Origin of the sequence: Streptomyces sp. 351MFTsu5.1 (genome assembly GCF_000383655.1) — a bacterium.
Taxonomy (GTDB): Bacteria; Actinomycetota; Actinomycetes; order Streptomycetales; family Streptomycetaceae; genus Streptomyces; species Streptomyces griseorubiginosus.
In genome coordinates this window covers 60,124-84,325 of record NZ_KB911778.1, presented here as the reverse complement: position 1 = coordinate 84,325, position 24,202 = coordinate 60,124, and the positions used below count along the sequence as shown (strand labels likewise).

23 protein-coding genes and 2 pseudogenes are annotated in these 24,202 nt (G+C 71.5%); 15 read left to right on the top strand and 10 right to left on the bottom strand.

What is annotated here, in order from left to right; translation table 11 throughout:
- Positions 1-96: 96 nt before the first annotated feature.
- Positions 97-1,440 carry an amidase gene (locus H295_RS0110010; protein WP_020135224.1) on the bottom strand — a complete coding sequence of 448 codons (1,344 nt, stop codon included), beginning with the start codon at positions 1,438-1,440 and terminating at the stop codon, positions 97-99.
- Positions 1,441-1,582: 142 nt separating this feature from the next.
- Positions 1,583-2,284, bottom strand: coding sequence for a FadR/GntR family transcriptional regulator (locus H295_RS0110005; RefSeq protein ID WP_020135223.1), 702 nt, complete (start codon positions 2,282-2,284; stop codon positions 1,583-1,585).
- A 164-nt stretch (positions 2,285-2,448) separates the two neighbouring features.
- On the opposite strand from H295_RS0110005, the gene H295_RS0110000 reads away from it, so the two are divergent.
- The 8 genes and pseudogenes from H295_RS0110000 to H295_RS45355 all read left to right on the top strand — a co-directional run.
- Positions 2,449-3,519 (top strand): sugar ABC transporter substrate-binding protein, encoded by a 1,071-nt coding sequence (locus tag H295_RS0110000; protein WP_020135222.1) that lies wholly within the window; start codon positions 2,449-2,451, stop codon positions 3,517-3,519.
- Positions 3,516-5,006, top strand: coding sequence for a sugar ABC transporter ATP-binding protein (locus tag H295_RS0109995; protein ID WP_020135221.1), 1,491 nt, complete (start codon positions 3,516-3,518; stop codon positions 5,004-5,006). Before H295_RS0110000 ends, H295_RS0109995 begins: the two co-directional genes overlap by 4 nt.
- Positions 4,999-6,024 carry an ABC transporter permease gene (locus H295_RS0109990; protein WP_020135220.1) on the top strand — a complete coding sequence of 342 codons (1,026 nt, stop codon included), beginning with the start codon at positions 4,999-5,001 and terminating at the stop codon, positions 6,022-6,024. Before H295_RS0109995 ends, H295_RS0109990 begins: the two co-directional genes overlap by 8 nt.
- A gap of 28 nt (positions 6,025-6,052) precedes the next feature.
- Entirely contained in the window at positions 6,053-7,402 is a 1,350-nt protein-coding gene (locus H295_RS0109985; RefSeq protein WP_020135219.1) for an enolase C-terminal domain-like protein, read from the top strand.
- Entirely contained in the window at positions 7,399-8,154 is a 756-nt protein-coding gene (locus H295_RS0109980; protein WP_020135218.1) for an SDR family NAD(P)-dependent oxidoreductase, read from the top strand. Before H295_RS0109985 ends, H295_RS0109980 begins: the two co-directional genes overlap by 4 nt.
- A complete protein-coding gene (locus tag H295_RS0109975) occupies positions 8,151-9,113 on the top strand; it encodes an aldo/keto reductase (protein WP_020135217.1) in 963 nt (320 codons plus the stop codon). Before H295_RS0109980 ends, H295_RS0109975 begins: the two co-directional genes overlap by 4 nt.
- Positions 9,110-9,424: an L-rhamnose mutarotase gene (locus H295_RS0109970; protein WP_020135216.1), complete on the top strand. Its 315-nt coding sequence runs from the start codon at positions 9,110-9,112 to the stop codon at positions 9,422-9,424. The genes H295_RS0109975 and H295_RS0109970 overlap by 4 nt, the downstream gene beginning before the upstream one ends.
- A gap of 157 nt (positions 9,425-9,581) precedes the next feature.
- Positions 9,582-9,770 (top strand): annotated as a pseudogene (locus H295_RS45355) (amidohydrolase family protein); the annotation flags it as partial.
- 20 nt (positions 9,771-9,790) lie between these two features.
- On the opposite strand, the gene H295_RS0109960 reads toward H295_RS45355, so the two are convergent.
- The gene (locus H295_RS0109960) at positions 9,791-11,212 is read right to left on the bottom strand and encodes a lipase maturation factor family protein (protein WP_020135214.1); all 1,422 of its coding nucleotides are present in this window, start codon (positions 11,210-11,212) and stop codon (positions 9,791-9,793) included.
- A 211-nt stretch (positions 11,213-11,423) separates the two neighbouring features.
- Between H295_RS0109960 and H295_RS0109955 the strand changes: the two genes are divergently transcribed.
- Both H295_RS0109955 and H295_RS0109950 read left to right on the top strand, forming a co-directional pair.
- Entirely contained in the window at positions 11,424-13,511 is a 2,088-nt protein-coding gene (locus H295_RS0109955) for a SpoIIE family protein phosphatase (RefSeq protein WP_020135213.1), read from the top strand.
- A gap of 36 nt (positions 13,512-13,547) precedes the next feature.
- Complete coding sequence (locus H295_RS0109950; protein ID WP_020135212.1) at positions 13,548-14,411, top strand: Fpg/Nei family DNA glycosylase; 864 nt, start codon at positions 13,548-13,550, stop codon at positions 14,409-14,411.
- A 27-nt stretch (positions 14,412-14,438) separates the two neighbouring features.
- Here the strand turns inward: H295_RS0109950 and H295_RS0109945 are convergent, their stop codons facing one another.
- The 3 genes from H295_RS0109945 to H295_RS0109935 all read right to left on the bottom strand — a co-directional run bounded on the left by H295_RS0109945 (position 14,439) and on the right by H295_RS0109935 (position 16,478).
- Entirely contained in the window at positions 14,439-15,110 is a 672-nt protein-coding gene (locus H295_RS0109945; RefSeq protein ID WP_020135211.1) for a zf-HC2 domain-containing protein, read from the bottom strand.
- Between the two features lie 160 nt (positions 15,111-15,270).
- The gene (locus tag H295_RS0109940; protein ID WP_020135210.1) at positions 15,271-15,786 is read right to left on the bottom strand and encodes a hypothetical protein; all 516 of its coding nucleotides are present in this window, start codon (positions 15,784-15,786) and stop codon (positions 15,271-15,273) included.
- Positions 15,787-15,932: 146 nt separating this feature from the next.
- Entirely contained in the window at positions 15,933-16,478 is a 546-nt protein-coding gene (locus H295_RS0109935) for a sigma-70 family RNA polymerase sigma factor (RefSeq protein ID WP_028809221.1), read from the bottom strand.
- Positions 16,479-16,689: 211 nt separating this feature from the next.
- Between H295_RS0109935 and H295_RS0109930 the strand changes: the two genes are divergently transcribed.
- A complete protein-coding gene (locus H295_RS0109930) occupies positions 16,690-17,838 on the top strand; it encodes a CapA family protein (RefSeq protein ID WP_020135208.1) in 1,149 nt (382 codons plus the stop codon).
- A 1-nt stretch (position 17,839) separates the two neighbouring features.
- Here the strand turns inward: H295_RS0109930 and H295_RS0109925 are convergent, their stop codons facing one another.
- Positions 17,840-18,316, bottom strand: coding sequence for a MarR family winged helix-turn-helix transcriptional regulator (locus tag H295_RS0109925; protein ID WP_020135207.1), 477 nt, complete (start codon positions 18,314-18,316; stop codon positions 17,840-17,842).
- 72 nt (positions 18,317-18,388) lie between these two features.
- Here H295_RS0109925 and H295_RS0109920 point away from each other — a divergent pair, with 72 nt between their 5' ends.
- Entirely contained in the window at positions 18,389-19,204 is an 816-nt protein-coding gene (locus H295_RS0109920; protein ID WP_020135206.1) for an alpha/beta fold hydrolase, read from the top strand.
- A 23-nt stretch (positions 19,205-19,227) separates the two neighbouring features.
- Here the strand turns inward: H295_RS0109920 and H295_RS47865 are convergent.
- A pseudogene (locus H295_RS47865) lies at positions 19,228-19,512 on the bottom strand (amino acid permease); the annotation flags it as partial.
- A 136-nt stretch (positions 19,513-19,648) separates the two neighbouring features.
- Here H295_RS47865 and H295_RS0109915 point away from each other — a divergent pair.
- The gene (locus tag H295_RS0109915; protein ID WP_020135205.1) at positions 19,649-20,710 is read left to right on the top strand and encodes an isopenicillin N synthase family dioxygenase; all 1,062 of its coding nucleotides are present in this window, start codon (positions 19,649-19,651) and stop codon (positions 20,708-20,710) included.
- Positions 20,711-20,779: 69 nt separating this feature from the next.
- Here the strand turns inward: H295_RS0109915 and H295_RS0109910 are convergent, their stop codons facing one another.
- The gene (locus tag H295_RS0109910; RefSeq protein ID WP_020135204.1) at positions 20,780-21,241 is read right to left on the bottom strand and encodes a universal stress protein; all 462 of its coding nucleotides are present in this window, start codon (positions 21,239-21,241) and stop codon (positions 20,780-20,782) included.
- A gap of 357 nt (positions 21,242-21,598) precedes the next feature.
- Here H295_RS0109910 and H295_RS0109905 point away from each other — a divergent pair, with 357 nt between their 5' ends.
- On the top strand, positions 21,599-22,471 hold the full coding sequence (locus H295_RS0109905; RefSeq protein ID WP_020135203.1) for a polysaccharide deacetylase family protein: 873 nt from the start codon (positions 21,599-21,601) through the stop codon (positions 22,469-22,471).
- A 45-nt stretch (positions 22,472-22,516) separates the two neighbouring features.
- Here H295_RS0109905 and H295_RS0109900 read toward each other — a convergent pair whose 3' ends face one another.
- The gene (locus tag H295_RS0109900; protein ID WP_020135202.1) at positions 22,517-23,188 is read right to left on the bottom strand and encodes a class F sortase; all 672 of its coding nucleotides are present in this window, start codon (positions 23,186-23,188) and stop codon (positions 22,517-22,519) included.
- Positions 23,189-23,520: 332 nt separating this feature from the next.
- Here H295_RS0109900 and H295_RS43035 point away from each other — a divergent pair, with 332 nt between their 5' ends.
- Positions 23,521-24,012 (top strand): hypothetical protein, encoded by a 492-nt coding sequence (locus H295_RS43035; protein WP_020135201.1) that lies wholly within the window; start codon positions 23,521-23,523, stop codon positions 24,010-24,012.
- The last annotated feature ends 190 nt before the right edge of the window (positions 24,013-24,202 follow it).

The window sequence follows — 24,202 nt, the reverse complement described above, 5'->3', positions numbered from 1 at the left end:
CTCCCGGTCCGAAAGCCCAGGAGTGATCACGGAGTTCAGGCCAGGGAGGGCGGGGCCGCACGGCGAACGATGTGGCCCCGCCCCGGGTGGCACCGGTCAGTCGACCGGCGCGGTCCGCCGCCACGGCTGCCGTCGCTCCAGCTCCTCCGCCACCTCCAGCAGCACGGTCTCCGACCCGGGCCGCGCCACCAGTTGTACGGCGGTGGGGGCGCCCGAGGGCAGGGTGCCGAGCGGGACCGACATGGCCGGCCAGCCGGTGAGGTTCCACGGCGGAGTGAGCGGCGAGTAGGCGGTGTTGGCGAGGACGTTGCGCAGCCAGCCCCGCTCGTGCCAGGCCTCCGCCTTGGGGGAGCGGCGGGCCAGCGCCGGGAGCAGCAGGACGTCGTGCTCGGCGAAGAACGGCTCGAGCCGGTCGCGCAGTGCCTGCCGTGCCTTCCCCGTCCGCACGCCCCCGACGAAGCGCCGGCCGATCGCCGCGTGCACCCGGGTGCGCCGGGCCAGCAGCCGCGGATCCAGCCCCTGCGCGTCCACCGACGTGCCCGCCGTCCAGGTGGCCAGCGAGGTGACGCCCAGCGACATCGGGTACGGCGGGTCGGCGCGCCGCACCTGGTGCCCCGCCTTGATCAGCAGTCCGGCCGCCTCCCGGACCGCGTCCTTGTAGGGCGCCGCGACGGTGACCCCGGCGAGCGGGCTGCGCAGGGACACGGCCACGTCGAGGGCGGCGGGCGCGACCCGGCGTGCGAACTCGGTGTCGGCGATGACCGAGAGCAGCAGGCGGGCGTCCTCGACGGTGGTCGCGAGCGGGCCGTTCTCGGACATGCCGAACCAGTCGCCGTCGCTGATGCCCGCCGGGACCACCCCGAAGCCCGGCTTCAGGGTGACCAGGCCGCAGTTGGCCGCCGGGATGCGCAGCGAGCCCATGCCGTCGTTGCCGAGGGCGAGCGGGACGAGTCCGGCGGCGACCGCGGTCGCGCTGCCGCCGGAAGAGCCGCCCGCCGTGCGCGAGGTGTCCCACGGGTTGCGGGAGGTGCCGTGGACGCCCTCCGTGGTGCCGAAGACGCACAGTTCCGGCACGTTCGTCAGGCCCACCACCACCGCGCCGGCCGCCCGCAGCCGGGCCACCACGAGATGGTCGGCCTCGGCCGGGGTGTCCGGGGTCGCGGCGGTGCCGACGCGGTTGCTCTCGCCCCGCACGGAGAGGTTGTCCTTGACCGCCACCGGTACCCCGGCCAGGGGCAGTTCGCCGAGGTCGTCCCGGGAACCCACCTCGTCGGCCTCCGCGAGCGCCGCCTCGGCCCGCACCACCCGGAACGCCCCGAGGCGCCCGTCCAGTTTCCCGATCCGGTCGAGGTGTTCGGCCACCACCTCGCGCGGGGTGACCCGCTTCTCGCGGACGGCGGCGGCGATCTCGGCGGCGGTGCGGCCGACCCAGCTGGTCACGTGCGCTCCTCGGGCTACTGGCGAGTACGTGAGGAGAACTCTGCCGTGCGGCGGACCTCACGTCGAGAGCGCTCGCGCGGTTCGCCGTAGGGCGTTCGGCACAGGTGCCGTGTGAGGAGGACCCGCACCCACGGGCCCTGTGTCACGCCCCGAGCTGTGCCCGCAGCCACTGCTCCACCTCGCCCACGTGCGCGGCCGCCGCCGCCCGGGCCGCCTCCGGGTCGTGGGCGACCAGGGCGCGGTGGATCGCCGCGTGCTCGCGCCGGGTGCGGGCGAAGGCGCCCTCCTCCTGGTAGCCGCGCCAGACCCGGGCCCGGAAGGTGCGGGAGGACAGGCCGTCCAGGATCGCCGCCATCGTCTCGTTGCCGGCCGCTCCCGCGATCTCGCGGTGGAAGGCGAGGTCGTGGGCGAGGATCTCCTCCGGGTCCTCGGTGGCGTTCATCGCGGTGAGGTGCTTCTCGACCTCGGCCAGCTGGTCGGGCGTGATCCGGGCGGCGGCCAGCGCGGTCGCCGTCGACTCCAGGATGCGCCGGACCTCCAGGAGCTCCACCAGACGCGGTCCCCGGGACAGGTCGGCGACCACACCGAAGGTCTCCAGCAGGTCGCCGGCCTCCAGCTGGGTGACGTAGATGCCCGAACCGTGCCGGGCCTCCAGCACGCCCATGACGGTCAGCGCGCGGATCGCCTCGCGCATCGAACTGCGCGAGATGCCCAGCTGGGCCGCCAGATCCCGTTCGGTCGGCAGCCGCTGGCCCGGCTCCAGCCTGCCCTCGCCGATCATCGCCTTGATCTGCTCGATGGCGCGCTGCGTCACGGTGCCCTTCTGCGGGGCTGTCTCGTCCACGCCATTCCTCCACTCGCCGGATGCGCCGCAGTCTAACCGGCCGGGTGGTCGGACCACTATGGCGGAGATGCGGGAAAAAGTGGCCTCGGAGGGTATTGCAGAGGCTGATTGGTCTGATAAATATGCCGTCATCTGCTCGACCACGCTCAACGAGGAGCCATCAGATGCCAGGCAGAACAGCGGGGAAGCGCACCAGGGTCCGGATCATCGGCGCGGTGGCCGTGGCCGCGAGCGCCTCACTGGCGCTCGCCGCGTGCGGCAGCACCAAGGACACCGCGGGCAGCACCGGTGAGGGCGGCGGCACCGGCAAGGTGGGCGTGGTCCTGCCGCTGCTGACCTCGCCGTTCTGGCAGTCGTACAACGACTACGTGCCCAGGATGGCCACGTCGCAGGGGGTGGACGCGCTGAAGACGGTCAACTCCAACAGCGATCCCTCCCAGCAGATCACCGACATCAACAACGAGCTGAACCAGGGAGTCAAGGGCCTGGTCGTGGCCCCGCTGGACAGCGCCGCCATCGAAGCCGGCCTCGACCAGGCGGAACGCAAGGGCGTCCCGGTCGTCGCGGTCGACGTGGCCCCCGACAAGGGCAAGGTCGCCATGGTCGTCCGGGCGAACAACGTGTCGTACGGCGAGAAGGCCTGCCAGTACCTCGGTGAGCACATCACCTCCGGCAAGGTCGTGCAGATCATGGGCGACCTGGCCTCCGTCAACGGCCGTGACCGCTCCGAGGCCTTCCGGGCCTGCGTGAAGAAGAACTTCCCGAAGCTGAAGGTCCTGGAGATCCCCGCCAAGTGGGAGTCCGACACGGCCGCCTCGCAGCTCAGCACCCTCCTGAACGCCAATCCCGACCTCAAGGGCATCTACATGCAGGCCGGCGGCGTCTACCTCGCGCCGACGCTCCAGACGCTCAAGTCCAAGGGGATGCTGAAGAAGGCGGGCACCGCGGGCCACATCGCGATCGTCTCCAACGACGGCATCCCGCAGGAGTTCGACGCCATCCGCAAGGGCGAGATCGACGCGACCGTCTCCCAGCCCGCCGACCTGTACGCCCGGTACGGCATGTACTACATCAAGGCGGCGATGGAGGGGAAGACCTTCAAGCCCGGCCCGACCGACCACGACTCCACGATCGTCAAGCTGCCCAACGGCCTCCTCGAGGACCAGCTGCCCGCGCCCCTGGTCACCAAGGACAACGTCGACGACCCGAAGCTGTGGGGCAACACGGTCAAATGAGCATCCCACTCGTCGAAGCCCAGGGGGTCGTCAAGCGGTACGGCCCCACGACCGCCCTCGCCGACGGCCGGCTCACCGTCCTGCCCGGCGAGTCCCACGCCCTCGTCGGCCGCAACGGCGCGGGCAAGTCCACCCTCGTCAGCATCCTCACCGGCCTCCAGGCCCCCGACGAGGGCACCGTCCGCTTCGACGGCGAGCCCGCACCCCCGCTCGCCGACCGGGACGCCTGGCGCAGCAAGGTCGCCTGCGTCTACCAGAAACCCACCGTCGTACCGGAGTTGACGGTCGCCGAGAACCTCTTCATCAACCGGCAGCCCCTCAAGCGCAGTCTCATCAGCTGGCGGGCGCTGCGCGCGCAGGCCGCCGAACTCCTCGACACCTGGGACGTACGCGTCGACCCGGACGCCCGCACCGCCGACCTCAAGGTCGAGGACCGGCAAATGGTCGAGATCGCACGGGCGTTGAGCTTCGGCGCCCGCTTCATTGTCCTCGACGAGCCGACCGCGCAGCTCGACAACCGGGAGATCGAGCGGCTCTTCGACCGGATGCGCGCGCTCCAGGACTCCGGTGTCACCTTCCTGTTCATCTCGCACCACCTCCAGGAGGTGTACGAGGTGTGCCAGACCGTCACCGTCCTCAGGGACGCCCGCTGGATCACCACGGCGCCCGTGGCCGACATGCCCCGGGCCGCCCTGGTCGAGGCGATGGCCGGCGAGACCGTCGCCGAACAGCAACAGGCCGTGCGCGCACGGGAGACCGACGCCCCCGTCCTCCTCGACGCCCGTGGCCTGACCTCCGACGCCTACCAGGACATCGACCTCACCGTCCGCCGCGGGGAGGTCGTCGGCCTCGCCGGCATCAGCGGCAGCGGCAAGATCGAGCTGGCCGAGACCTTCACCGGACTGCACATCCCCTCCGGCGGCACGGCCCGACTCGACGGCACGCCGCTGCCGTTCGGCGACGTGCAGGCCTCGCTCAAGGCCGGCGTGGGCTTCGTGCCGCGCGACCGGCACGCCCAGGGCCTGGTCTTCGGCATGACCATCGGCGACAACGCCACCCTCAGCGTCCTGGACCGGCTCGGCCGCCGAGGCTTCGTGCGCACCCAGCGCAAACGCGGCTTCGCCACCGAGCTCATCGACCGCCTCGACATCCACGCCGAGGGACCCGACCAGCCCGTCTCCGACCTGTCCGGCGGCAACGCGCAGAAGGTCGTCATGGCCCGCGCCCTCGCCTCCGACCCCCGGCTGCTGGTCCTCATCAACCCGACCGCGGGCGTCGACGTCAAGTCGAAGGAATCCCTGCTCTCACGCGTGGACACCGCCCGCGAGGACGGCACCGCGGTCCTCGTCGTCTCCGACGAACTCGACGACCTGCGGCGCTGCGACCGCGTACTCGTCCTCTTCCACGGCCGCGTGGTCGCCGAGCACCCGGCGGGCTGGCGCGACCACGAGCTGATCGCCTCCATAGAAGGAGTGGACCATGGCTGACACCAAGGCCCGCCCGCTCGCGCCCGCACGCGCTCTCACCCCCGGCACGGCCCGGACGGTGCTGCTGCGCCGAGCCCGCGAACTCGCCCTCGTCCCTGCCCTGTTGCTCCTGATGGTGCTCGGCGCGTTCGTCAACGACTCGTTCCTCACCGAACGCAACCTGATCTCGATCCTCGGCGCCTCCGCGGCCCTTGCGATGGTCGTCCTGGCCGAGTCCCTCGTGCTGATCACCGGCAAGTTCGACCTGTCCCTGGAGTCGGTCGTCGGTATCGCGCCCGCCGTCGGGGCGCTTCTCGTCCTGCCGGCCGCCCAGTCCGGCTGGGGGTCCGAGTTCCCGGCCGCCCTCGCCCTGGCGGCGGTCCTCGTGGCCGGCGCGGTGGTGGGCGCCTTCAACGGCGTCCTGGTCGTGAAGTTCAAGCTCAACGCGTTCATCGTGACGCTCGCGATGCTGATCGTGCTGCGCGGACTGCTCGTCGGCGCGACCAAGGGCAAGACCCTCTTCGGCATGCCGGACAGCTTCTACTCCCTGGCCACCACCACCTTCCTGACCATCCCGATGTCGGTGTGGCTCGCCGCCGTCGCCTTCGCCGTCGCCGGCCTGGTGCTCAAGTACCACCGCGTCGGCCGCGCCCTGTACGCCATCGGCGGCAACGCCGACGCGGCCCGCGCCGCCGGCATCCGGGTCGAGCGCGTGATGCTCGGCGTGTTCGTCGTCGCCGGTGTGCTCGCCGCCGTCGGCGGCATCATGCAGACCGGGTACGTCGGCGCGATCAGCGCCAACCAGGGCCAGAACATGATCTTCACCGTGTTCGCGGCCGCGGTCATCGGCGGCATCAGCCTCGACGGCGGCAAGGGCACCATGTTCGGCGCCCTGACCGGTGTGCTCCTGCTGGGTGTCGTACAGAACCTGCTCACCCTCGCCCAGGTGCCGTCCTTCTGGATCCAGGCCATCTACGGCGGAATCATCCTGGTCGCCCTCATGATCGCCCGTGTCACGACGGGCCGGGCCCAGGACTGACCCCCCGCACCCAACCGAAAGGCACTCCGTGTCCCCGACCACCGGCCGCATCACCGCGGTAGACACCTACGACATCCGCTTCCCCACCTCGCGGGAGCTCGACGGCTCCGACGCGATGAACCCGGACCCCGACTACTCGGCGGCCTACGTCGTGCTGCGCACCGACGCGTCCGACCGGCACGAGGGGCACGGCTTCACCTTCACCATCGGGCGTGGCAACGATGTCCAGGTCGCCGCGATCCAGGCGCTGCGCGGCCATGTGGTCGGACGGTCCGTCGACGACCTGTGCGCGGACCCGGGCACGTTGTACCGCGACCTCGTCGGCGACAGTCAACTGCGCTGGCTCGGGCCCGAGAAGGGCGTGATGCACATGGCGATCGGCGCGGTCGTCAACGCCGTGTGGGACCTGGCGGCCAAGCGCGCCGACAAGCCCCTGTGGCGGCTGCTCGCCGAGAGCGATCCCGAGTGGCTGGTCCGTCAGATCGACTTCCGGTACCTCACGGACGCGCTGACCCCAGAGGAGGCGCTGGAGATTCTCCGCCGGGGCCGGGAAGGAGCAGCCCGGAGAAGCGAGACCCTTCTCGAGAAGGGCTACCCCGCCTACACCACGTCCCCCGGCTGGCTCGGCTACGACGACGAGAAGCTCACCCGGCTCGCCGCCCAGGCCGTCGCCGACGGCTTCCGGCAGATCAAGCTGAAGGTCGGCGCGGACCTGGACGACGACGTACGGCGCTGCCGGGTCGCCCGCCGGGTCGTCGGCCCCGACATCCGCATGGCGATCGACGCCAACCAGCGCTGGGACGTCGACGAGGCGATCCGCTGGACCCGGGCCCTCGCCGAGTTCGACCCGTACTGGATCGAGGAGCCCACCAGCCCCGACGACGTCCTCGGCCACGCGGCCGTCCGCAGGGCCGTCGCCCCGGTCAAGGTCGCCACCGGCGAGCACGTCCAGAACCGGGTCGTCTTCAAGCAGCTCCTCCAGGCCGGGGCCGTGGACGTCGTCCAGATCGACGCGGCCCGGGTCGGCGGCGTCAACGAGAACCTCGCCGTCCTGCTGCTCGCCGCCAAGTTCGGCGTCCCGGTCTGCCCGCACGCGGGCGGCGTCGGCCTGTGCGAACTCGTCCAGCACCTCTCGATGTTCGACTACGTGGCCGTCACCGGCACCACCGAGGACCGGGTCATCGAGTACGTCGACCATCTGCACGACCACTTCCAGGACCCCGTGGTGATCAGGGACGGCCACTACACGGCACCCACCGCCCCCGGTCTCTCCGCCGAGATGTACCCGGAGTCCATCGCGCGTTACACGTTCCCGGACGGCGCGTTCTGGGCAGAAGATCTCGCCGACGACACACAGAAGAAGGGGCAGGCGGCATGAGCGACTTCGAGGGTCTCAAGGCCCTGGTGACCGGCGGGGCCTCCGGCATCGGCCGGGCCACAGCCGAACTCCTGGCCGCGCGCGGTGCGCAGGTCGCCGTCCTCGACCTGGATCCGTCCTCGGTCGGCAAGCCCCTGCTGGCCTACCGCGCCGACGTCACCGACGACGCATCCGTGCGCGCGGCCGTCGCGGCCGCCGCCGCCGACCTCGGCGGCCTCGACGTCCTGGTCAACAACGCGGGCATCGGCGCCCAGGGCACCGTCGCCGACAACGACGACGCGGAATGGCACCGCGTGTACGACGTCAACGTGGTCGGCATGGTCCGGGTGACCCGCGCCGCCCTGCCCCATCTGCGGGGGTCCGCGCACCCGGCGATCGTGAACACCTCCTCCATCGCGGCCACCGCGGGCCTGCCGCAGCGGGCGCTGTACAGCGCGACCAAGGGTGCCGTGCAGGCCCTGACCCTCGCGATGGCCGCCGACCACGTCCGTGAGGGCATCCGCGTGAACTGCGTCAACCCCGGCACGGTGGACACCCCGTGGGTCGGCCGCCTGCTCGCGAGCGCCGCCGACCCGGCCGCCGAACGCGCCGCACTGGAGGCCCGTCAGCCCACCGGCCGACTCGTCTCGGCAGACGAGGTCGCCGGGGCCGTCGCCTACCTGGCGAGCCCCCTGTCCGGCGCCACCACCGGCACCTCGCTGGCCGTCGACGGCGGCATGCAGGGCCTGCGGCTGCGCCCGGTGGGCCAGTGAGCACCCTCGGCCGCAGCGCAGTCGCGGTCAGCCGACTGGCCTTCGGCGGGGCGGCCGTCGGCAACCTCTTCACCGAGGTGAGCGACGAGCAGGCCCACGAGGCGGTGACCGCCGCCTGGGAGCGCGGCATCCGCTACTTCGACACCGCCCCGCACTACGGCCTAGGCCTGTCGGAACAGCGGCTGGGCGAGGCCCTGAAGGCGTACCCGCGCACGGAGTTCACCCTCTCCACCAAGGTCGGCCGCCGCCTGGAGCCCTCCGGTGCGGGCGGCGACGACCTCGCCAACGGCTTCGCGGTCCCGGCGGCACGGCGCCGCGTCTGGGACTTCAGCGAGGACGGCGTACGACGCACCCTCGAGGCGAGCCTCGAACGGCTGGGCCTGGACCGGGTGGACGTCGTCTACCTGCACGACCCAGACGACCATGCCGAATCGGCCTTCCGGGAGGGCTACCCGGCCCTGGAGAAGCTCCGCTCGGAGGGTGTGGTCGGGGCGATCGGCGCCGGGATGAACCAGGTCGAGATGCTCACCCGCTTCGTCCGCGACACCGACGTGGACGTGGTGCTGTGCGCGGGCCGCTACACCCTGCTCGACCGGAGCGCGCTCGGCGGACTCCTGCCCGCGGCCGTCGAGCGGGGCGTGTCGGTGGTCGTCGGGGGCGCCTTCAACTCCGGTCTGCTGGCCGATCCGCAGCCGGGAGCCACGTACAACTACACCGCGGCGCCGGCCGAGTTGCTGGACAAGGCACTGCGCATGAAGGAGATCGCCGGCCGGCACGGCATCAGCCTGCGGGCCGCCGCCCTCGCCTTCTGCGCGGCCCACCCGGCCGTCGCGAGCGTCCTGGTGGGCGCCCGCTCGGCGGCCGAAGTGCACGACTGCGCCGACCAGTTCGCGGTGCCGGTGCCGGAGGCCTTCTGGCAGGAACTGCGGGACACCGGACTACTGGAGGACCACGCATGAGAGTCGCCCTGCACACCACGGTCCGCGCGGACCGCGTCGACGAGTACGAGGCCGCCCACCGCGAGGTCCCCGTCGAACTCACCGACGCCATCCGCGCGGCCGGGGCCTCCTCCTGGACGATCTGGCGCAGCGGCACCGACCTCTTCCACGTCCTGGAGTGCGAGGACTACGGCCGTCTCCTCGCCGAACTGGAGAAGCTGCCGGTGAACGTCACCTGGCAGGCCCGGATGGCGGAACTCCTCGACGTGGTGCACGACTACTCGGACGAGGGCGCGGCCGCCGGCCTGCCGGTGGTGTGGGAGCTTCCGTGACGGTCGTGGACGCCCGCCACCACGTGGGGGACCTGGCGGTGCGCGACCAGGACCGGATCGCCGCGGACAGCGCGCTGCGAGGACCTTCACCGTCGAGGGCTCCTTCCTCAAGGGCGTCCGCCATCAGGCCCAGGGCGAACCGGACCCGCGCTGGCTGCTGCGCCCCTACGCCGAAACGGTCCTGGACGCCTTCGGCCCGGACCGCGTGATGTACGGCTCGGACTGGCCGGTGTGCACGTCGGCGGCGACCTATGACGATGTCCTGGTCACCGCCCGGGAGCTGATCGGTCCGGGCGCTGCCGACCAGGTCCTCGCCGCCACCGCCACTCGCGTCTACGGGCTCTGAGCCGTCCCCGCCACCCGCGTCTACGGCCTCTGAGCCACCGCCGCCAGCCGTGTCGGGGGCAGGAAATCCCGTACATACGTCCGCTCCCAGTACGCCCCCGTCTCCCTCCGCTCCCGCCACGTCGTGAACCGGTAGCGGAACAGGCGGGCGCGGACGTAGCGGGGCGGGGCGTCGGCCGGGAACGGGGAGCGGTGCAGGAGCCGCAGGGTGGCGGGGTCGTTCTCCAGGAGCCGTTCGACCAGGGTGCCGAACCACGCGTCGGCGTAGGCGGGGGAGAGCGCCGCGAACCACATCATCCAGTCCAGGCGCAGATGGTAGGGCGCGAACTGGCGCGGCCGGCGGTGCGGATCACCCGGCTTGCCCTTGAACTCGTACTCCTTCCACTCCGAGTCCCGGCGCGGTACGTCGTCCGTCGTGCCCTCCACGATCACCTCGTGGCGGATCCGGCTGACGCTGCCGAACGCGCCGTAGGTGTTGACCAGATGGAGCGGGTCGAAGGAGCGGTTCATGATCTGTCCGCGGGAGAGCATGTTGCGGACGGGGTGGTAGCTCAGGCCGAGGAGAAGTGCGGCGACGGCGATGACCACGACCTCGTACCAGAGCGGCGCGTCGGGCACCTCCGGTGCTTCGCCCGGGAGGTGCAGCGCCGGTACCGCCAGCACGACCGTGATCCAGTTCAGCCAGGCGAAGTTGCCCGAGAGCACCAGCCACAGCTGGGTCACGATCATCAGCGAGGCGGCGGCCGTGGCGATCGGCTGCGGGGCGAACAGGAGGAACGGCACGGCGAGTTGCGTGACGTGGTTCGCGGCCGCCTCCACCCGGTGCAGGGGGCGGGGGAGATGGTGGAACCACCAGCTCAGCGGGCCCGGCATCGGCTGGGTCTCGTGGTGGTGGTAGAGACAGGTGAGCTTGCGCCAGCAGGCGTCACCCCGCATCTTGATCAGCCCGGCGCCGAACTCGACCCGGAACAGGATCCAGCGCAGCAGGAACAACACCACGATGGGTGGGGCGACTTCGTCGTTGCCGAGGAACACCGCGAGGAATCCGACCTCCAGCAACAGCGACTCCCAGCCGAAGCCGTACCAGGTCTGGCCCACGTTGACGATCGAGAGGTACAGCAGCCACGGCACGAGCCAGAGCAGCATCCCGGCCCACAGCGGCAGCCACGAGTCGAGCCCCGCCGCGAGCGCGAGGGCCACTCCGCAGCCCGTCCCCGCGCAGCCCGCGAAGAACCGGTCCGAGTAGTGCAGTCGGAACAGGCTCGGCGCCTTCCGGAAGGGCACCCGGGCGACGAAACGCCGGACCGGCAGCATGCCGCGTTCCCCGATGAGCGCCCTGAACTGGAGGGCCGCCGTCAGGAACGCGACGAAGTACAGCCCGGCCAGAGCCCGCTGGAAGACCAGCCGGCTCAGCCAGTAGTCGGGTGCGGTGAACCAGTCCACGCGTGTCGCTCCTGCCTCCATTGTCCGCCGGACCCCCATGGTGACCCTCCGTGTACCTCCTCTCCCGCCTGCGCAACCCGAACGCCTGCGCGAGGCGGCGCGGGGAAGGTGCCACGACGGCCCCCTCCGGCCCGGCAGCCCGGACGAGCGCGTCCTCGACAGCCTCGCCGCCCCGGTCGAATAATCGGGCGATTCCTGGCAAGGTGGGCCCATGGTTGATCGGGGAGCGAGCGCCCTGGCACTCCCGGACGACTGGCCCGCCCACCCGGATCCGATCCTGGCGCTCAACCGCATGGGCAGCTTCGACTGGGACCTCGACAGCGGTCTGCTCCACATGGACGCCCAGGCCCACGAGGTCTTCGACGTGCGCCCCGACGAATACGACGGCAACCCGATGAGCCTCGCCGTACGGGTGCCCAGGGCCGAGGCGCACCGGCTCGACGTCCTGGTCGCCCAGGCGATCAAGGACGGCAGCGAGAACTACGGCACCTACTTCCGGCTGCGCTGCCGCGACGGCTCCCTGCGCTGGACGCACACCCAGGGCTACATCCGACGGGACGAGACGGGCCGTCCACGCCGGATCATCGGCATCGTGCGCGACGCCACCCAGGAGATGGGCGAGCTGGAGGCACGCCGGGAACAGGCCGCCCAGGACGAGGCCCTGCGCCGCCAGACCAACGTCGTACAGCTCACCACCGCCGCCCTGGCCCACGCCCGGACCGTCCAGGACGTCATCGACGTGCTCAAGGACACCCACGGCCTCACCCACCTCGGCGCCACCAGCCTGGTCATGGGGCTCGTCGAGGCGGGCCGGATCCGGCTGATCGCCGAGGGCCCGGCCGGCAGCTTCGTGCCCGGCACCGACATCACCCGGATCGACGAGCCGTACCCGATGAGCGAGGCCGTTCGCACCCTCACCCCGCGGTTCATCGAGTCGCCGGAGGAGTTCGCCGACCGCTACCCGATCCTGTGGCCGCACATCACCGGCCTCAACATCACCTCCGCCGCCTACCTCCCGCTCATCGCCGAGGCCCGTCCCATCGGCGCCATGGGCCTGCTCTACAGCGACCGCCACGGCTTCACCCCCGAAGACCGCAACGTCCTCATCGCCCTCGGCAGCAGCATCGCCCAGAGCCTGATGCGGGCCATGCTCTACGAGCAGGAGAAGGACCTCGCCACCGGCCTCCAGCAGGCCATGCTGCCCCGCACCATCCCCAGCGTCCCCGGCACCGACGTCGCCGTCCGCTACCGCGCCGCCTCCGCCGAGGGCTCGCTCGGCCGGGACATCGGCGGCGACTGGTACGACCTGATCCCGCTGCCCGGCGGCCGGGTCGGCGCCGTCATCGGGGACGTCCAGGGCCACGACACGCACGCGGCGGCCGTCATGGGCCAGCTGCGGATCGTCCTGAGGGCCTACGCCGCCGAGGGCCACACCCCGGCCACCGTGATGGCCCGGGCCTCCGTCTTCCTCCACGAACTCGACACCGACCGCTTCGCGACCTGCCTGTACGCCGAGGCCGACCTGGACACCGGAGTGGTCCAGGTGGTCCGGGCGGGCCACATCGACCCGCTCGTCCGGCAGGCCGGGGGCGGCTGCCGCCGGGTGACCGTGGACGGGGGGCTGCCGCTCGGCCTGTCCGCCGAGTTCGGGCAGCTCGACTACCCCGTGGCCACCCTCGAACTCGAACCGGGGGACACCCTGCTGCTGTGCACCGACGGACTGGTCGAAACACCGGGCACCGACCTCGACGACGGCATGCGGACCCTCACCGGACTCATCGCCATGGGCCCCGAGGACGTGTGGGAACTCGCCGACAAGCTCATCGACGTGGCCGAGGAACGCGGCGGTGACGACGACGTGGCGCTGCTCCTGCTGCGCCGCCGCGCCGCGGACGCCTCGCAGTCCGGCGGCCGGCTCCGGCAGCATGTGGCGTCCGGGGACCCCGAGGCCCTCATGCAGGCCCGGCACATGATCCGGGCCGCGGTCGCCGCCTGGGGCGCGCGGGAGCGCTCCGACGAGATCGAACTGGTCGCCGACGAGCTGATCACCAACGCCCTGATGCACACCGAGGGCTCCGCGATCGTCACCCTGCGGGCGCTGACCGGCCCCGACCGGCGGATGCGCGTCGAGGTGGAGGACTCCTCCAGCGCCCTGCCGCGGCGCCGGGACGCGGGCGAGTCGGGGGTCTCCGGCCGCGGGCTGCTCCTGGTCGACCTGCTCAGCGACGTGTGGGGCGTGGAGGCGCGGGGCCGCGGCAAGTGCGTGTGGTGCGAGTTCGTCGTACGGGACCGGGGCTGACCTGACCCCCGCCGTCACCGGTGGCACTCTGGACGTATGCCGGAACTCCCCGAGGTCGAAGCGCTCAAGGACTTCCTCACCGAGAACCTGGTCGGCCACGAGATCGTGCGCGTGCTGCCGGTCGCCATCAGCGTTCTGAAGACGTACGACCCCCCGCCCACCGCCGTCGAGGGCCGCGAGGTCGTCGCCGTGCACCGCCACGGCAAGTTCCTCGACCTGGAGACCGACGGCGGCCCGCACTTCGTCACCCATCTGGCCCGGGCGGGCTGGCTGCACTGGAAGGACCGGCTCCCGAGCGGCATGCCCCGCCCCGGAAAGGGCCCCCTCGCCCTGCGCGTGGCCCTGGAGACCGGTGCCGGCTTCGACCTGACGGAGGCGGGCACCCAGAAACGGCTCGCGGTGTACGTCGTGGCCGACCCGCAGGAGGTCCCCGGCATCGCCCGGCTCGGCCCCGATCCCCTCGCCGACGACTTCGACGAGGCCCGTCTGGCGGCACTGCTGAAGGGGGAACGGCGGCAGATCAAGGGCGCCCTGCGCGACCAGGGCCTGATCGCGGGGGTCGGCAACGCGTACAGCGACGAGATCCTGCACGCCGCGAAAATGTCCCCCTTCAAGCCCACCGCGACCCTCACCGCCGAGGAGACCGGCAGGCTCCACGAGGCGCTGCGGACCACCCTCACCGAGGCGGTCGAGCGTTCCCGGGGTGTCGCGGCGGGGCGTCTGAAGGCGGAGAAGAAGTCGGGCCTGCGGGTCCACGGCCGCACCGGTGAACCCTGTCCCGTGTGCGGCGACACCATCCGCGAGGTCTCCTTCAGTGATTCCTCGCTCCAGTACTGCCCGACCTGCCAGACCGGCGGCAAGCCGCTCGCGGACCGCAGACTGTCCCGGCTGCTGAAGTGACCTGAACTCACTCCGGCCGGGCGTCCGTCAGCTGGGGTCGAGGGTCACCAGGTGCTCGCCGCCCGCCGTGCGGACCTCGTAGCGGTCGATCTGGTCGGCGTGGAAGGTGGAGCTGCCCATCATGGTGTTGTCCCCGGAGGCGTGCCCGGTGGCGTTCCAGCCGGTCACGGTCTCCTCCGTGCCGTCGCGGCTGATCGCGACGAGGTGACAGGAGCGGGGGCCGGACTCGTCCTTGACCTTCAGCTCCACCGCGGTGCCCCAGTCCTCGTCCTCGGTGACGACCTGGGCCCACACACCGGACTTGGTGTCGGTGGCCTCGACGCTGGTGGTCCGCGGGGCGGCCTCGGCCTGTGAGGAGTCGCCGCCGGCCGTCAGGGCCAGCGTGGGGCCGCCCACGGCCAGGACCACCGAAGCGGCCAGGGCGAACACCAGCCGCCTGCGGCGCGCCCGCTGCCGGGTGGCGACCTCGCCGAGGAGCCGGTTGAGCAGCTGGGGGCCCGGCTGCGCCATCGGGTGCACGACCCGGGGCGTCGCCCGGCGGTACAGCATCATCTGCCGGGTCACCGGACCGAACTCCGTCACGTGTGCCGCGCACCGGGGGCACTCCATGAGGTGGTCCTCGAAGCGGAAGGCCTCCGCCTCGTCCAGCACGCCGAGCGCGTACGCGCCGACGTCGCGATGCCTCTCCAAGGACCTCATGCGGAAACCTCGTGCCGTTGGGTGTGGGTGGGGTTACTCGTTGCTCCCACCGGTACGCACCAGCCCGCCGAATCACTCAAGGCGTACGCAGAATCGTGACCAAGGGATTCGGAGCGGTCGGCCCCGCGGATTGGTCCGAATCGAAAAGAATCCGGAACGCCTAGAACAGGTGGATGGCCAGGTGGCCGAGCGGCAGGCCCAGTTGCCACGCGGGCGTCCAGACCTTCGGCCCCTCGTCCTCACCGAGCCCCGCCCCGCCGCCCGGAACGGCGTTGAGATCGGGGGCGAGCAGTTCGGTCTCCTCCAGCCAGCGCCAGGCCGACGCCGCGAGTTCCAGGTCCGGCACCGGCTCGCCGGAGGCCACCGCGTCGGCGGTCAGCGCGGCCATCCGTTCACAGACCCAGTCCTGCCACGGCTGGTCGTACGCGGTCAGCGACAGCCAGTTCTCCAGCTGGGAGACCACCTGGATGCCGGAGAGCTCCTTCTCGGTGTCGGCGAGGAACACGGTCAGCGCGAGCGCGTCCCGCCCGGCCCGGAACTCGAAGGACGTCGGCGGCATCAGATCGCCTGAACGCAGCAGCTCGTCGGCGATGTACTCGGCGTACAACCAGGCCATGGGGACGACGAGTTCGCCGCCGCCGGTGCCGTCCGTGCTCTGTTGACCTCTGTGCAGCATCCTTGCCTGCCTTCCTCCGGTGCGTGCGCGTCGCCCGTCGCCGGGCCTCTGCGAGAGGCCCATCCGGAACACGGATGAGGACAGCCGATTACTCAACCGGGGTCCTCAGCAAGGCGCTTTACGGAGGTTTGACTTTCCCGTTGGTTTCACCGCAGGTCGGCCGCGTATCCCGGAAGCACCCGGCGCAGGGCGCGCAGCGCGTAGTACGCGCGGGACTTCACCGTACCGGGCGGGATTCCGAGGATTTCGGCGGCTTCCGCCACACTTGCCCCCTGGAAGTACACCAGCACCAGGACTTCACGGTGTTCCGGAGTGAGTGTCTTCACAGCCTCGCGTACGTCGAGGGCGGCGGCCGCGCGCTCCGCGTGGTCGGCGCACACGCGCGCGTTCTCCAGCACCGCGTCGCCGACCTCGGCCGGACGCGCCTGCCGGGCCCGCCGTGCGTCGATCGCCAGCCGCCGTCCCACCGTCAGGAGCCAGGGCCGTACGGAGTCGAAGTCGTCGGCGCGCAACGCCTCGGGATGCTGCCAGGCGCGGACGAGGGTCTCCTGCACGAGGTCCTCGGCGCGTTGCCGGTCGCCGTCACTGAGCCGGAGCAGAAGCGCGAAGAGGGGTCGGCCGTGCTCCCGCTGCAGTGCGGCGAGCTCGTGCTCGGCGGTCGTCCCGTTCGTGAGCGTGGTCCCGGCCGTCATGGCCGTATGGCACCTCAGTGCGGGGCCGGGGGACAGGCCACGCACAAGGATCTGCGGCGGACGGTCGATCGCGTCGACGAACGGTTCGATGAACGGTTCGTTCCGCCCTCTGTCCGGCCCCGGACGGGTCAAGAAGACCGTCAGGCCGTTTGCGGACACAGGCCAGTTCATACCTATTCGTCAGTAAATATGACCTCGATGGGGTGAGCTGATGATTGCACGCAGACAGCAGGTTGCCCTGGCCCTGACCGTCCTTCTCGCCGGAGGAGCGGCCTGCCAGGCGCACGACCACGCGGCATCCGGGCGTCCCGCCCCGGCCGCCGCCGCACCGCGCGGCTTCACGCTCGTCGCCTCCGGCGACGTCCTGCCGCACAGCTCGATCATCGACCGGGCCCGTTTCGACGCGGGCGGCAACGGCTACGACTTCCGCCCGATGCTGGCCGGGATCCGGTCCGTCGTCTCCCGCGCGGATCTGGCGCTGTGTCACATGGAGACCGTCTACGGCGCGAACGGGGACTACACCGGCTACCCGACCTTCAAGTCCCCGCCCGAGGTGGCCCAGGCGCTCGCCGCCACCGGCTACGACGGCTGCTCGACCGCTTCCAACCACAGCCTCGACGACGGCGCCGACGGCATCCGCCGTACCCTCGACGCGCTCGACCGCGCGGGCGTACGGCACGCCGGATCGGCCCGCGACGAGGCGGAGGCGCGCACGGTCACCGTGCTGCGCGCCGGGGCGGCCAAGGTCGCCCACCTCGCCTACACCTACGACACCAACGGATTCCCGATGCCCCAGGGGCAGCCCTGGGCGGTCAACCTGATGGACGAGAACAAGATCCTCGCGGACGCCCGGGCCGCCCGGAAGGCGGGCGCCGACGTGGTCGTCGTATCGTTGCACTGGGGCACCGAATGGCAGGACGCGCCCGACGAGCAGCAGAAGGCGCTGGCCCGCGACCTCACCGCGGCCCGCGCCGGCCAACGCCCCGACATCGACCTGATCCTCGGCACCCACGCGCATGTCCCGCAGGCGTACGAGAAGGTCAACGGCACCTGGGTGGTCTACGGCATGGGCGACCAGATCGCCGGCGAGATGTTCAACCACGAGGGCGCCCAGGACCCGCGCGGCAACCAGTCCACCCTCGGCCGCTTCACCTTCGCCCCGCCGGCCCGGCCGGGTGGGCGCTGGCGGGTCACCAGGGCGGAGTTCGTGCCGCAGATGTTCGACGTGGACGCGGGGCGGGTGGTGAACCTGAACCGCGCGATCGCGCAGGGCGCCGATCTGGACGGCGTGCGCGACCGCATCCGGGAGGTGGTGCTGAGCCGGGGCGCGGCGAAGGCGGGGCTCACCATGGGGCAGTAGGTCAGTCCATGTCCACGTGGTCGAAGGTCTTCAGCATCTGCTTCAACACGCGTACGCACGAACGGAGTTCGGCGTCGGTCAGCTCGCCGCCGCCGACCTGCCGGTTGAGGGCGTGCTCGCGCGCCAGGATCGCGGTGATGACGTCCGTGCCCTCGTCCGTGATCCGGATCAGTGAAGACCGCTGGTGTGCGGGGTTGGGTGTGGCCTCCGTCCAGCCCCGCTCGATCGCGTCATTGGTCATGCGCTGCACGAACTGCCGGGTCAGCGCCATGATCCGGGCCATCTGAGGAACCGTCATGGGTCCGTACCTGTGCAGCAGGACGAGGACGGACCGCACGCCGACGGACACTCCGCCGATCGCCTCGTCCTGCTCCAGCTTGCGCAGGCCGCGCCGGTAGAGCGCGCCGACGAGGTCGAACACCTCGGAGACGCGGTGGCCGAGTTCGTCGGGCGGCAGGGGTGCGTCGATGTCGTTCACCCGCTCATCATGCCCCGGGTCATCATGACAACCAGGTTGTCAAAATCATCCGAAGGTGACACCTTGGTTGTCATGACGGTTGCTTCGGAACTGACCTTCTTCCCGTCCACCGACGGGGACATCGCCTACCTCGACACCGGAAGCGGTGACCTCGTGGTCCTGCTGCACGCCGGCTATGTCGACCACCGCCTCTTCGAGGCCCAGATCCCGGCCCTCGCCGCCGGGCACCGCGTGGTCGCCGTGGACATCCGCGGCCACGGCTGGACCGCCAACGCGACCGAGCCCTTCCGCTGGGCGGACGACCTCGCCTGTCTGCTGCGGCACCTGGACGCGGGCCCCGCGGTCCTGGCCGGCGTCTCGATGGGCGGGGCGGTCGCGGGGGACACCGCGATGGAATACCCGGAACTGGTCCGGGGGATCGTCCTGAGCGGGGCCACCGTCAGCGACTTCCAGTACACCCACGAGACCACCCGGCGGGTCGTCGCCGAGTCCCAGCGGACGCTGCACTCGGGCGACATCGACGGCTGGCTGAAGGTGTTCCTCGGCTCCGCGGCCGGCCCCTTCCGCTCGGCGGAGGACCTGGACCCGCGCATCCTCGACCACCTGCGCGAGATGGCCCTGCACACCATCGCCAAGCACACCCCGGGCGAGCAGAACTGGCATGTGCCCATGACGGACACCTGGGCCCGGGTGCCCAGGATCGACGTCCCGGTGCTCACCGTCAACGGCACACTGGACTCACCGGACCTGCTCGCCGACGCCGAGCGCTTCGCGAACACCGCCCGCAACGGCCGCTCGGTCCTGGTGGAGGGCACCTCGCACTTCCCCAACCTGGAGAAGCCCGAGGAGTTCAACGCGATCCTGCTGGACTTCCTGCGCGAGCTCTGACGCTCCGCCGGTGCCGACCGCCTCGCCGTGCCGTACGACACGGCGAGGAAGGAGACGAGGACTGCGGGCCCCGTCGTACCGTTCGCCACCGTCCCGGCCGGAGGGAAGGCGCCCGCACCGATGAGGCCGCCTACGCCGATTGCGGTCAGCCTCCACAGCCCGAGCGACCGTTCCAGGCCGGTGCGGGCGCCGGATTCCGTCTCCTCGCCGCCTTCGGTCGGTTTGCGGCGGAGAACCCCCTCGCCCATCCGGAACCGGGCCGTGCGCCTCACCTCTTCGCGTTCGGAGAACGGGTGGCGGCAGATCATGACGACCCCGGGACGCCTGGGGCGGAAGACACCGCGCAGATACGTGGCGGAAGCAAGTGAACTGAACGGCCGTTCAGTTCGTGGGTCGGAGTAGTTTGCCCAGCAACCACTGAGCGGAGTTCTCGGAGGTTCCAGAATGACCACTGACCCACAGGCCCCGGCGCCCCTGCGGACGTTCCGGCTGCCGGCCGCCGTCGACGGCACGGACGCCGACCGGGCCCTCGGCCGGGAGCTCGTCGCCGCCTGGCAGTCCGACGGCATCTTCCAGGTCCACGCCACCCCCGCCCAGCAGGAAGCCACCGACAGGGCACTGGAGGCATCCCGGGCCTTCTGCCGCAGACCCCTCGAGGAGAAGGCAGGGTACGTCTCGGACCTCACCTACAGCGGCTACGTGGCCTCCGGCGAGGAGGAGACGGCGGGGGAGCGGGACGGCTCGGAGATCTTCACGGTGTGCCCCGACATCCCGGCCGACGACCCCCGCGTCATCGACCAATGGCCCTGCCACGGCCCGGCACCCTGGCCCTCACCCGGCTACGCCCGCGCCATGAAGGACTACATGACGGCCGTCGGCGAGGTGGGCCACCGCCTGCTCCGGCTCACGGCTCTCGGCCTCGGCCTGGGCGACCCCGACCACTTCACCCGGCTCACCGCGGACGGCTGGCACCACATGCGGGTCCTGCGGTTCCCGCCCGCCGGCGCCGGCTCCGAACGCGGCATCGGCGCCCACACCGACTACGGCCTGCTCGTCATCGCGGCCCAGGACGACGTCGGCGGCCTCTACGTCCGGCCACCCGTCCCCGGCGAGGAACGCGGCCGCAACTGGCTGCCCGGCGAGTCCATGGCCGGCCGTCACGAACACGAGGAGCCGTGGACCTACGTCACCCCGGTCCCGGCCGTCCTCACCGTCTTCCCCGGCGACATCATGCAGTTCATGACCGGTGGCGCCCTCCTGTCGACCCCGCACAAGGTCCGGCTGGCCGACCGCGAGCGCTACACCCTCGCCTATTTCCACGAACCGGCCTTCAACGCGGTGGCCCGACCGCTCGACACCGCGGACCCCACCGAGTACATCCACTACGGCACCCACTTCACCCGGATGTTCATGCGCTGCTATCCGGAGCGCGTGACCACCACCCGCATCGAGACGGAGGGCCGGCTGAAGGTGCTGGACCGGCTGCGCGAGGAGGCCCTGACCTGAACCGGCCTGCGTGCGCCCGACCTGGGAGACCTCCCACCGGGCTGCCGCCCCGCCCCGCCCCGACCCCGGCTACGGCACCACCGTCACCGGCCACCGCCCCGCCTTCACCAGACGCACCGCGACCGAACCGACGATCCGGTGCCCGGCCTGCTCCGAGGCGCCCACCACGACCGCGTCGGCCTTGAGTTCGTCCGCGGCCTTCGTCAGCCCGCTGTAGGGGTCGCCACGGAAGGTGTGGAACTCCCAGCGCACATCGAATATCCCCTTGTTCTGCTCGGTCGCCTGCCGGATCTGGGCGACCAGGTCCTCGGCGATCTCGTCCGTCGTCTCGGCCACCGGAGCACCGAGCGCCGCGCCCGACGCGAGCACCGGCTGGACGTACACGACGGCGAGCAGCGCGTGCTGCCGCCGGGCCAGACCTCCGGCGTACGCGGCGGCGCGGAGCGAGGAATCGGAGCCGTCCACGCCGACCACGATCACCTTGGGCCCGTCCGTGCCCCGTTCGAACTGGTGCGAATGCTGTTCCGTCACGGCTGCGAGGCTATCGGAAGCCGCAGGTCCGGACGGCCGGCGGTACCGGCCACAACGGGTGTGCGGACGCGGCCTTGTCGGGTGTGCGGACGCGGCCGAACGGGGCACCCGTGGGGGCGGGCGCGACCGGGCCGCCGCCGGACCCGCCGCCGCCCTCGGCACCCGGCCTCGACGGAGGGGACGAGGCCGGGGCCGACACACCCTCCAGGGGCCTGCCCTGACACACCCTCCAAGGGCCCGCCCTGACGCGCCGTCATGGCCGGCAGGGGTGTTTCCGCTGGGCCGGGCGGGTGCTTTCGTGCCGCCGCACCGGTGTTGCTGAGGTGCGTCGGCGCTCCGCCGGGCGACTGATGAGTCATGACGAAGGATCAGTTGCTCACACGACTGTCGGCGACGAAGGCGGCGGTCCTCACCCGGCGCCGGGCCCTGGTGGCCGGAGTCGCCGCGGCAGGAGCCGCCGGTACGGCCGGGGTGTTCGCGGCGATCGGCGACGAGAAGCCGGTCCGGCCGGCCCTCCCCGCCGCCGGCCCGCCGGCCGCGGCCCGTCCGCTCCAGCCCTCGGCCTACCGCCTCCAGCCCCTCACCGGGTACGGCCCGCCGCAGGCCGCGCCCCACCGCACACCCGTACGCCACGAGCCGATGCTGAAGGTGTCCGGACGCGGCCGGACCATGGTGCTGACCTTCGACGACGGACCCGACCCCCGCTACACCCCGCACATCCTGGACACCCTGGCCGAGTACGACGTCCGCGCGATGTTCTTCGTGTGCGGCGAGATGGCGGTGGACAACAAGGACCTGCTGGCCCGGATGGCCGACGAGGGACACGTCGTCGGCAACCACACCTGGTCGCACCCGCTGCTCACCCGGCTGACCCGCTCCCGTATCCGCTCCGAGATGGAACGCACCTGCGATGTCATCGAGGACGGTTACGGCGAGCGGCCCGAGTGGTTCCGCGCCCCCTACGGCGCCTGGAACCGCGCCGCCTTCCAACTCGGCGCGGAACTCGGCATGGACCCCCTCGCCTGGACGGTCGACACCCTCGACTGGACCAGACCCGGCACCCGCAGGATCGTCGGCCGGGTGGAGAACGGCGCCGCCCCCGGCGTCGTGGTGCTCTCGCACGACGCCGGGGGCGACCGCACCCAGAGTGTCCGGGCGCTGCGCGACTATCTCCCGCGGCTGCTCGACTCGGGCTATCACATCACCGTTCCGCGACGGCAGTACGCGTAACGGTGGCGCTTGTCGGATGACGCGGCCCGCCCGGCCGGGGAACGCTCAGCGGACCTCGGCCAGGCGGGCGAACGCGACGACGTTCCCGGCATAACCGCTCTGCTTCGAGAAACCGCCCCCGCAGGTGATGACCCGCAATTCCGGGGTGCCCTTGGAACCGTAGACGCGGTCGCCGGGGAAATTGCTCTTCTCGAAGACCTCGATGCCGTAGATCTCGAAGATCGCCGTCTTTCCGTCCTTGCGCCTGATCTCGATGCGATTTCCCTTCTTGAGGGCCCCGAGTCCGTAGAACACGGCGGGGCCCTGTTTGTTGTCGACATGGCCGACGACGACGGCGGTGCCCTTCTCGCCGGGGGAGACCGCGCCGGTGAACCAGCCGGCCAGGTTCGGGTCCTCCGGCGGCGGTGCGGCGACCCAGCCGTCCGGGTCCAGGCCGACCGGCAGCACCGGCGCGTCCACCCGGATCGCCGGGATCAGGACCCGGTCGGGCGCGGCGAACGGCAGAGCGGCGGGGGAGTTGCCGAACGTGCTGCCGTGCGCCCGGGTGTCCGCCGCGGCCGCCGAGGCGGGCTGGGGCGGGCCGACGTCGAATTCCCCCGAACCGTTCCGGATGAGCGCGAGGCCGGTCAGCAGAACAAGCGCTATCACGCCCCAGGGAGCGCGCTTCTTCCGCTGCTCCTCCACTTCGGCCAGATCGGCCAGCTCGGACGCAGACATTGACTTCCCCTCTCGACGCGGCCGTCGCCACGTCATTCGCGCATACGAGAACGCTAAGTGCCGCGCGCGCAACCGGCGACGGGGCGGAGGCGAACGGGTGGCCCCCGAATGCGGGTGGTGCGCCATCCGAGTTGCCGTGAACAGGAATTTTCTGACGGTCCGTGACCTGCGGAGATATCCGATTGTGCGCTTTTCGTTCGGCGTGTTGGCTCACCAGGACGGACCATTGTCGAAATGCGGGGCGGCGCAAGGCATCTGAGGGTCTGTCTGGGAGGCGCTTTCTCGCCGATCAACCGGGGACCGTTCCCCGGGCGTCTCCCGCGGAGGATCACATGCGTACCACTCGTGCCCTGGCGGCCGCCGGCGCCGCCGTCGCGGTTCTCGGTCTCGCCACCCCGGCCGCCGTCGCCAAGGACGGCATGAACCTGAGCCCCAGCAACGTCGTCGCGCTGCCCAACGTCATCGCCCGGGGCGGTCAGCTCACCATCACCGTCAACAACTGCACCGGCCCGGCCACCGCCAGCTCGGACGCCTTCCCGACGACCACGCTGCGCGTGGGGCAGGGCAACGTGGCGACGGGACGGGCGACCGTCAACCAGAACGCGCGGACGGGGTCGCACAGCATCAGCGTCGTGTGCCGGAACGGCACCGTCATCAACCCCACGGCCTTCACCGTCATCGGCGGTGTCCGCGGTGGTCTCGGTGGCAGCAGCTCCACCGGCGCCACCCCGACCGACGTGGCCATCGGCGGCGGCCTCGTGGCGCTGGCGGTCATCGGCGGCGGCGTGTTCTGGATGCGCCGCAGGTCGGAGCGGCACATCTGAGCCCGGCCGCCTTCGGAGCCCGCTGATCCCCACCCCCTTCGGAGATCACCGCCCCTCCGCCCCGCCTCGCTTCCGAGTGCGGGGCGGCGGGCTTTGAGGCGTGGGGCGGGGGCTGCCGGCGGACTCGCGGCCTTCAGGTGTGGTGGCGGACTCGTGGCCTTTCAGGTGTGGTGGGTGGCGCAGTCAGGCT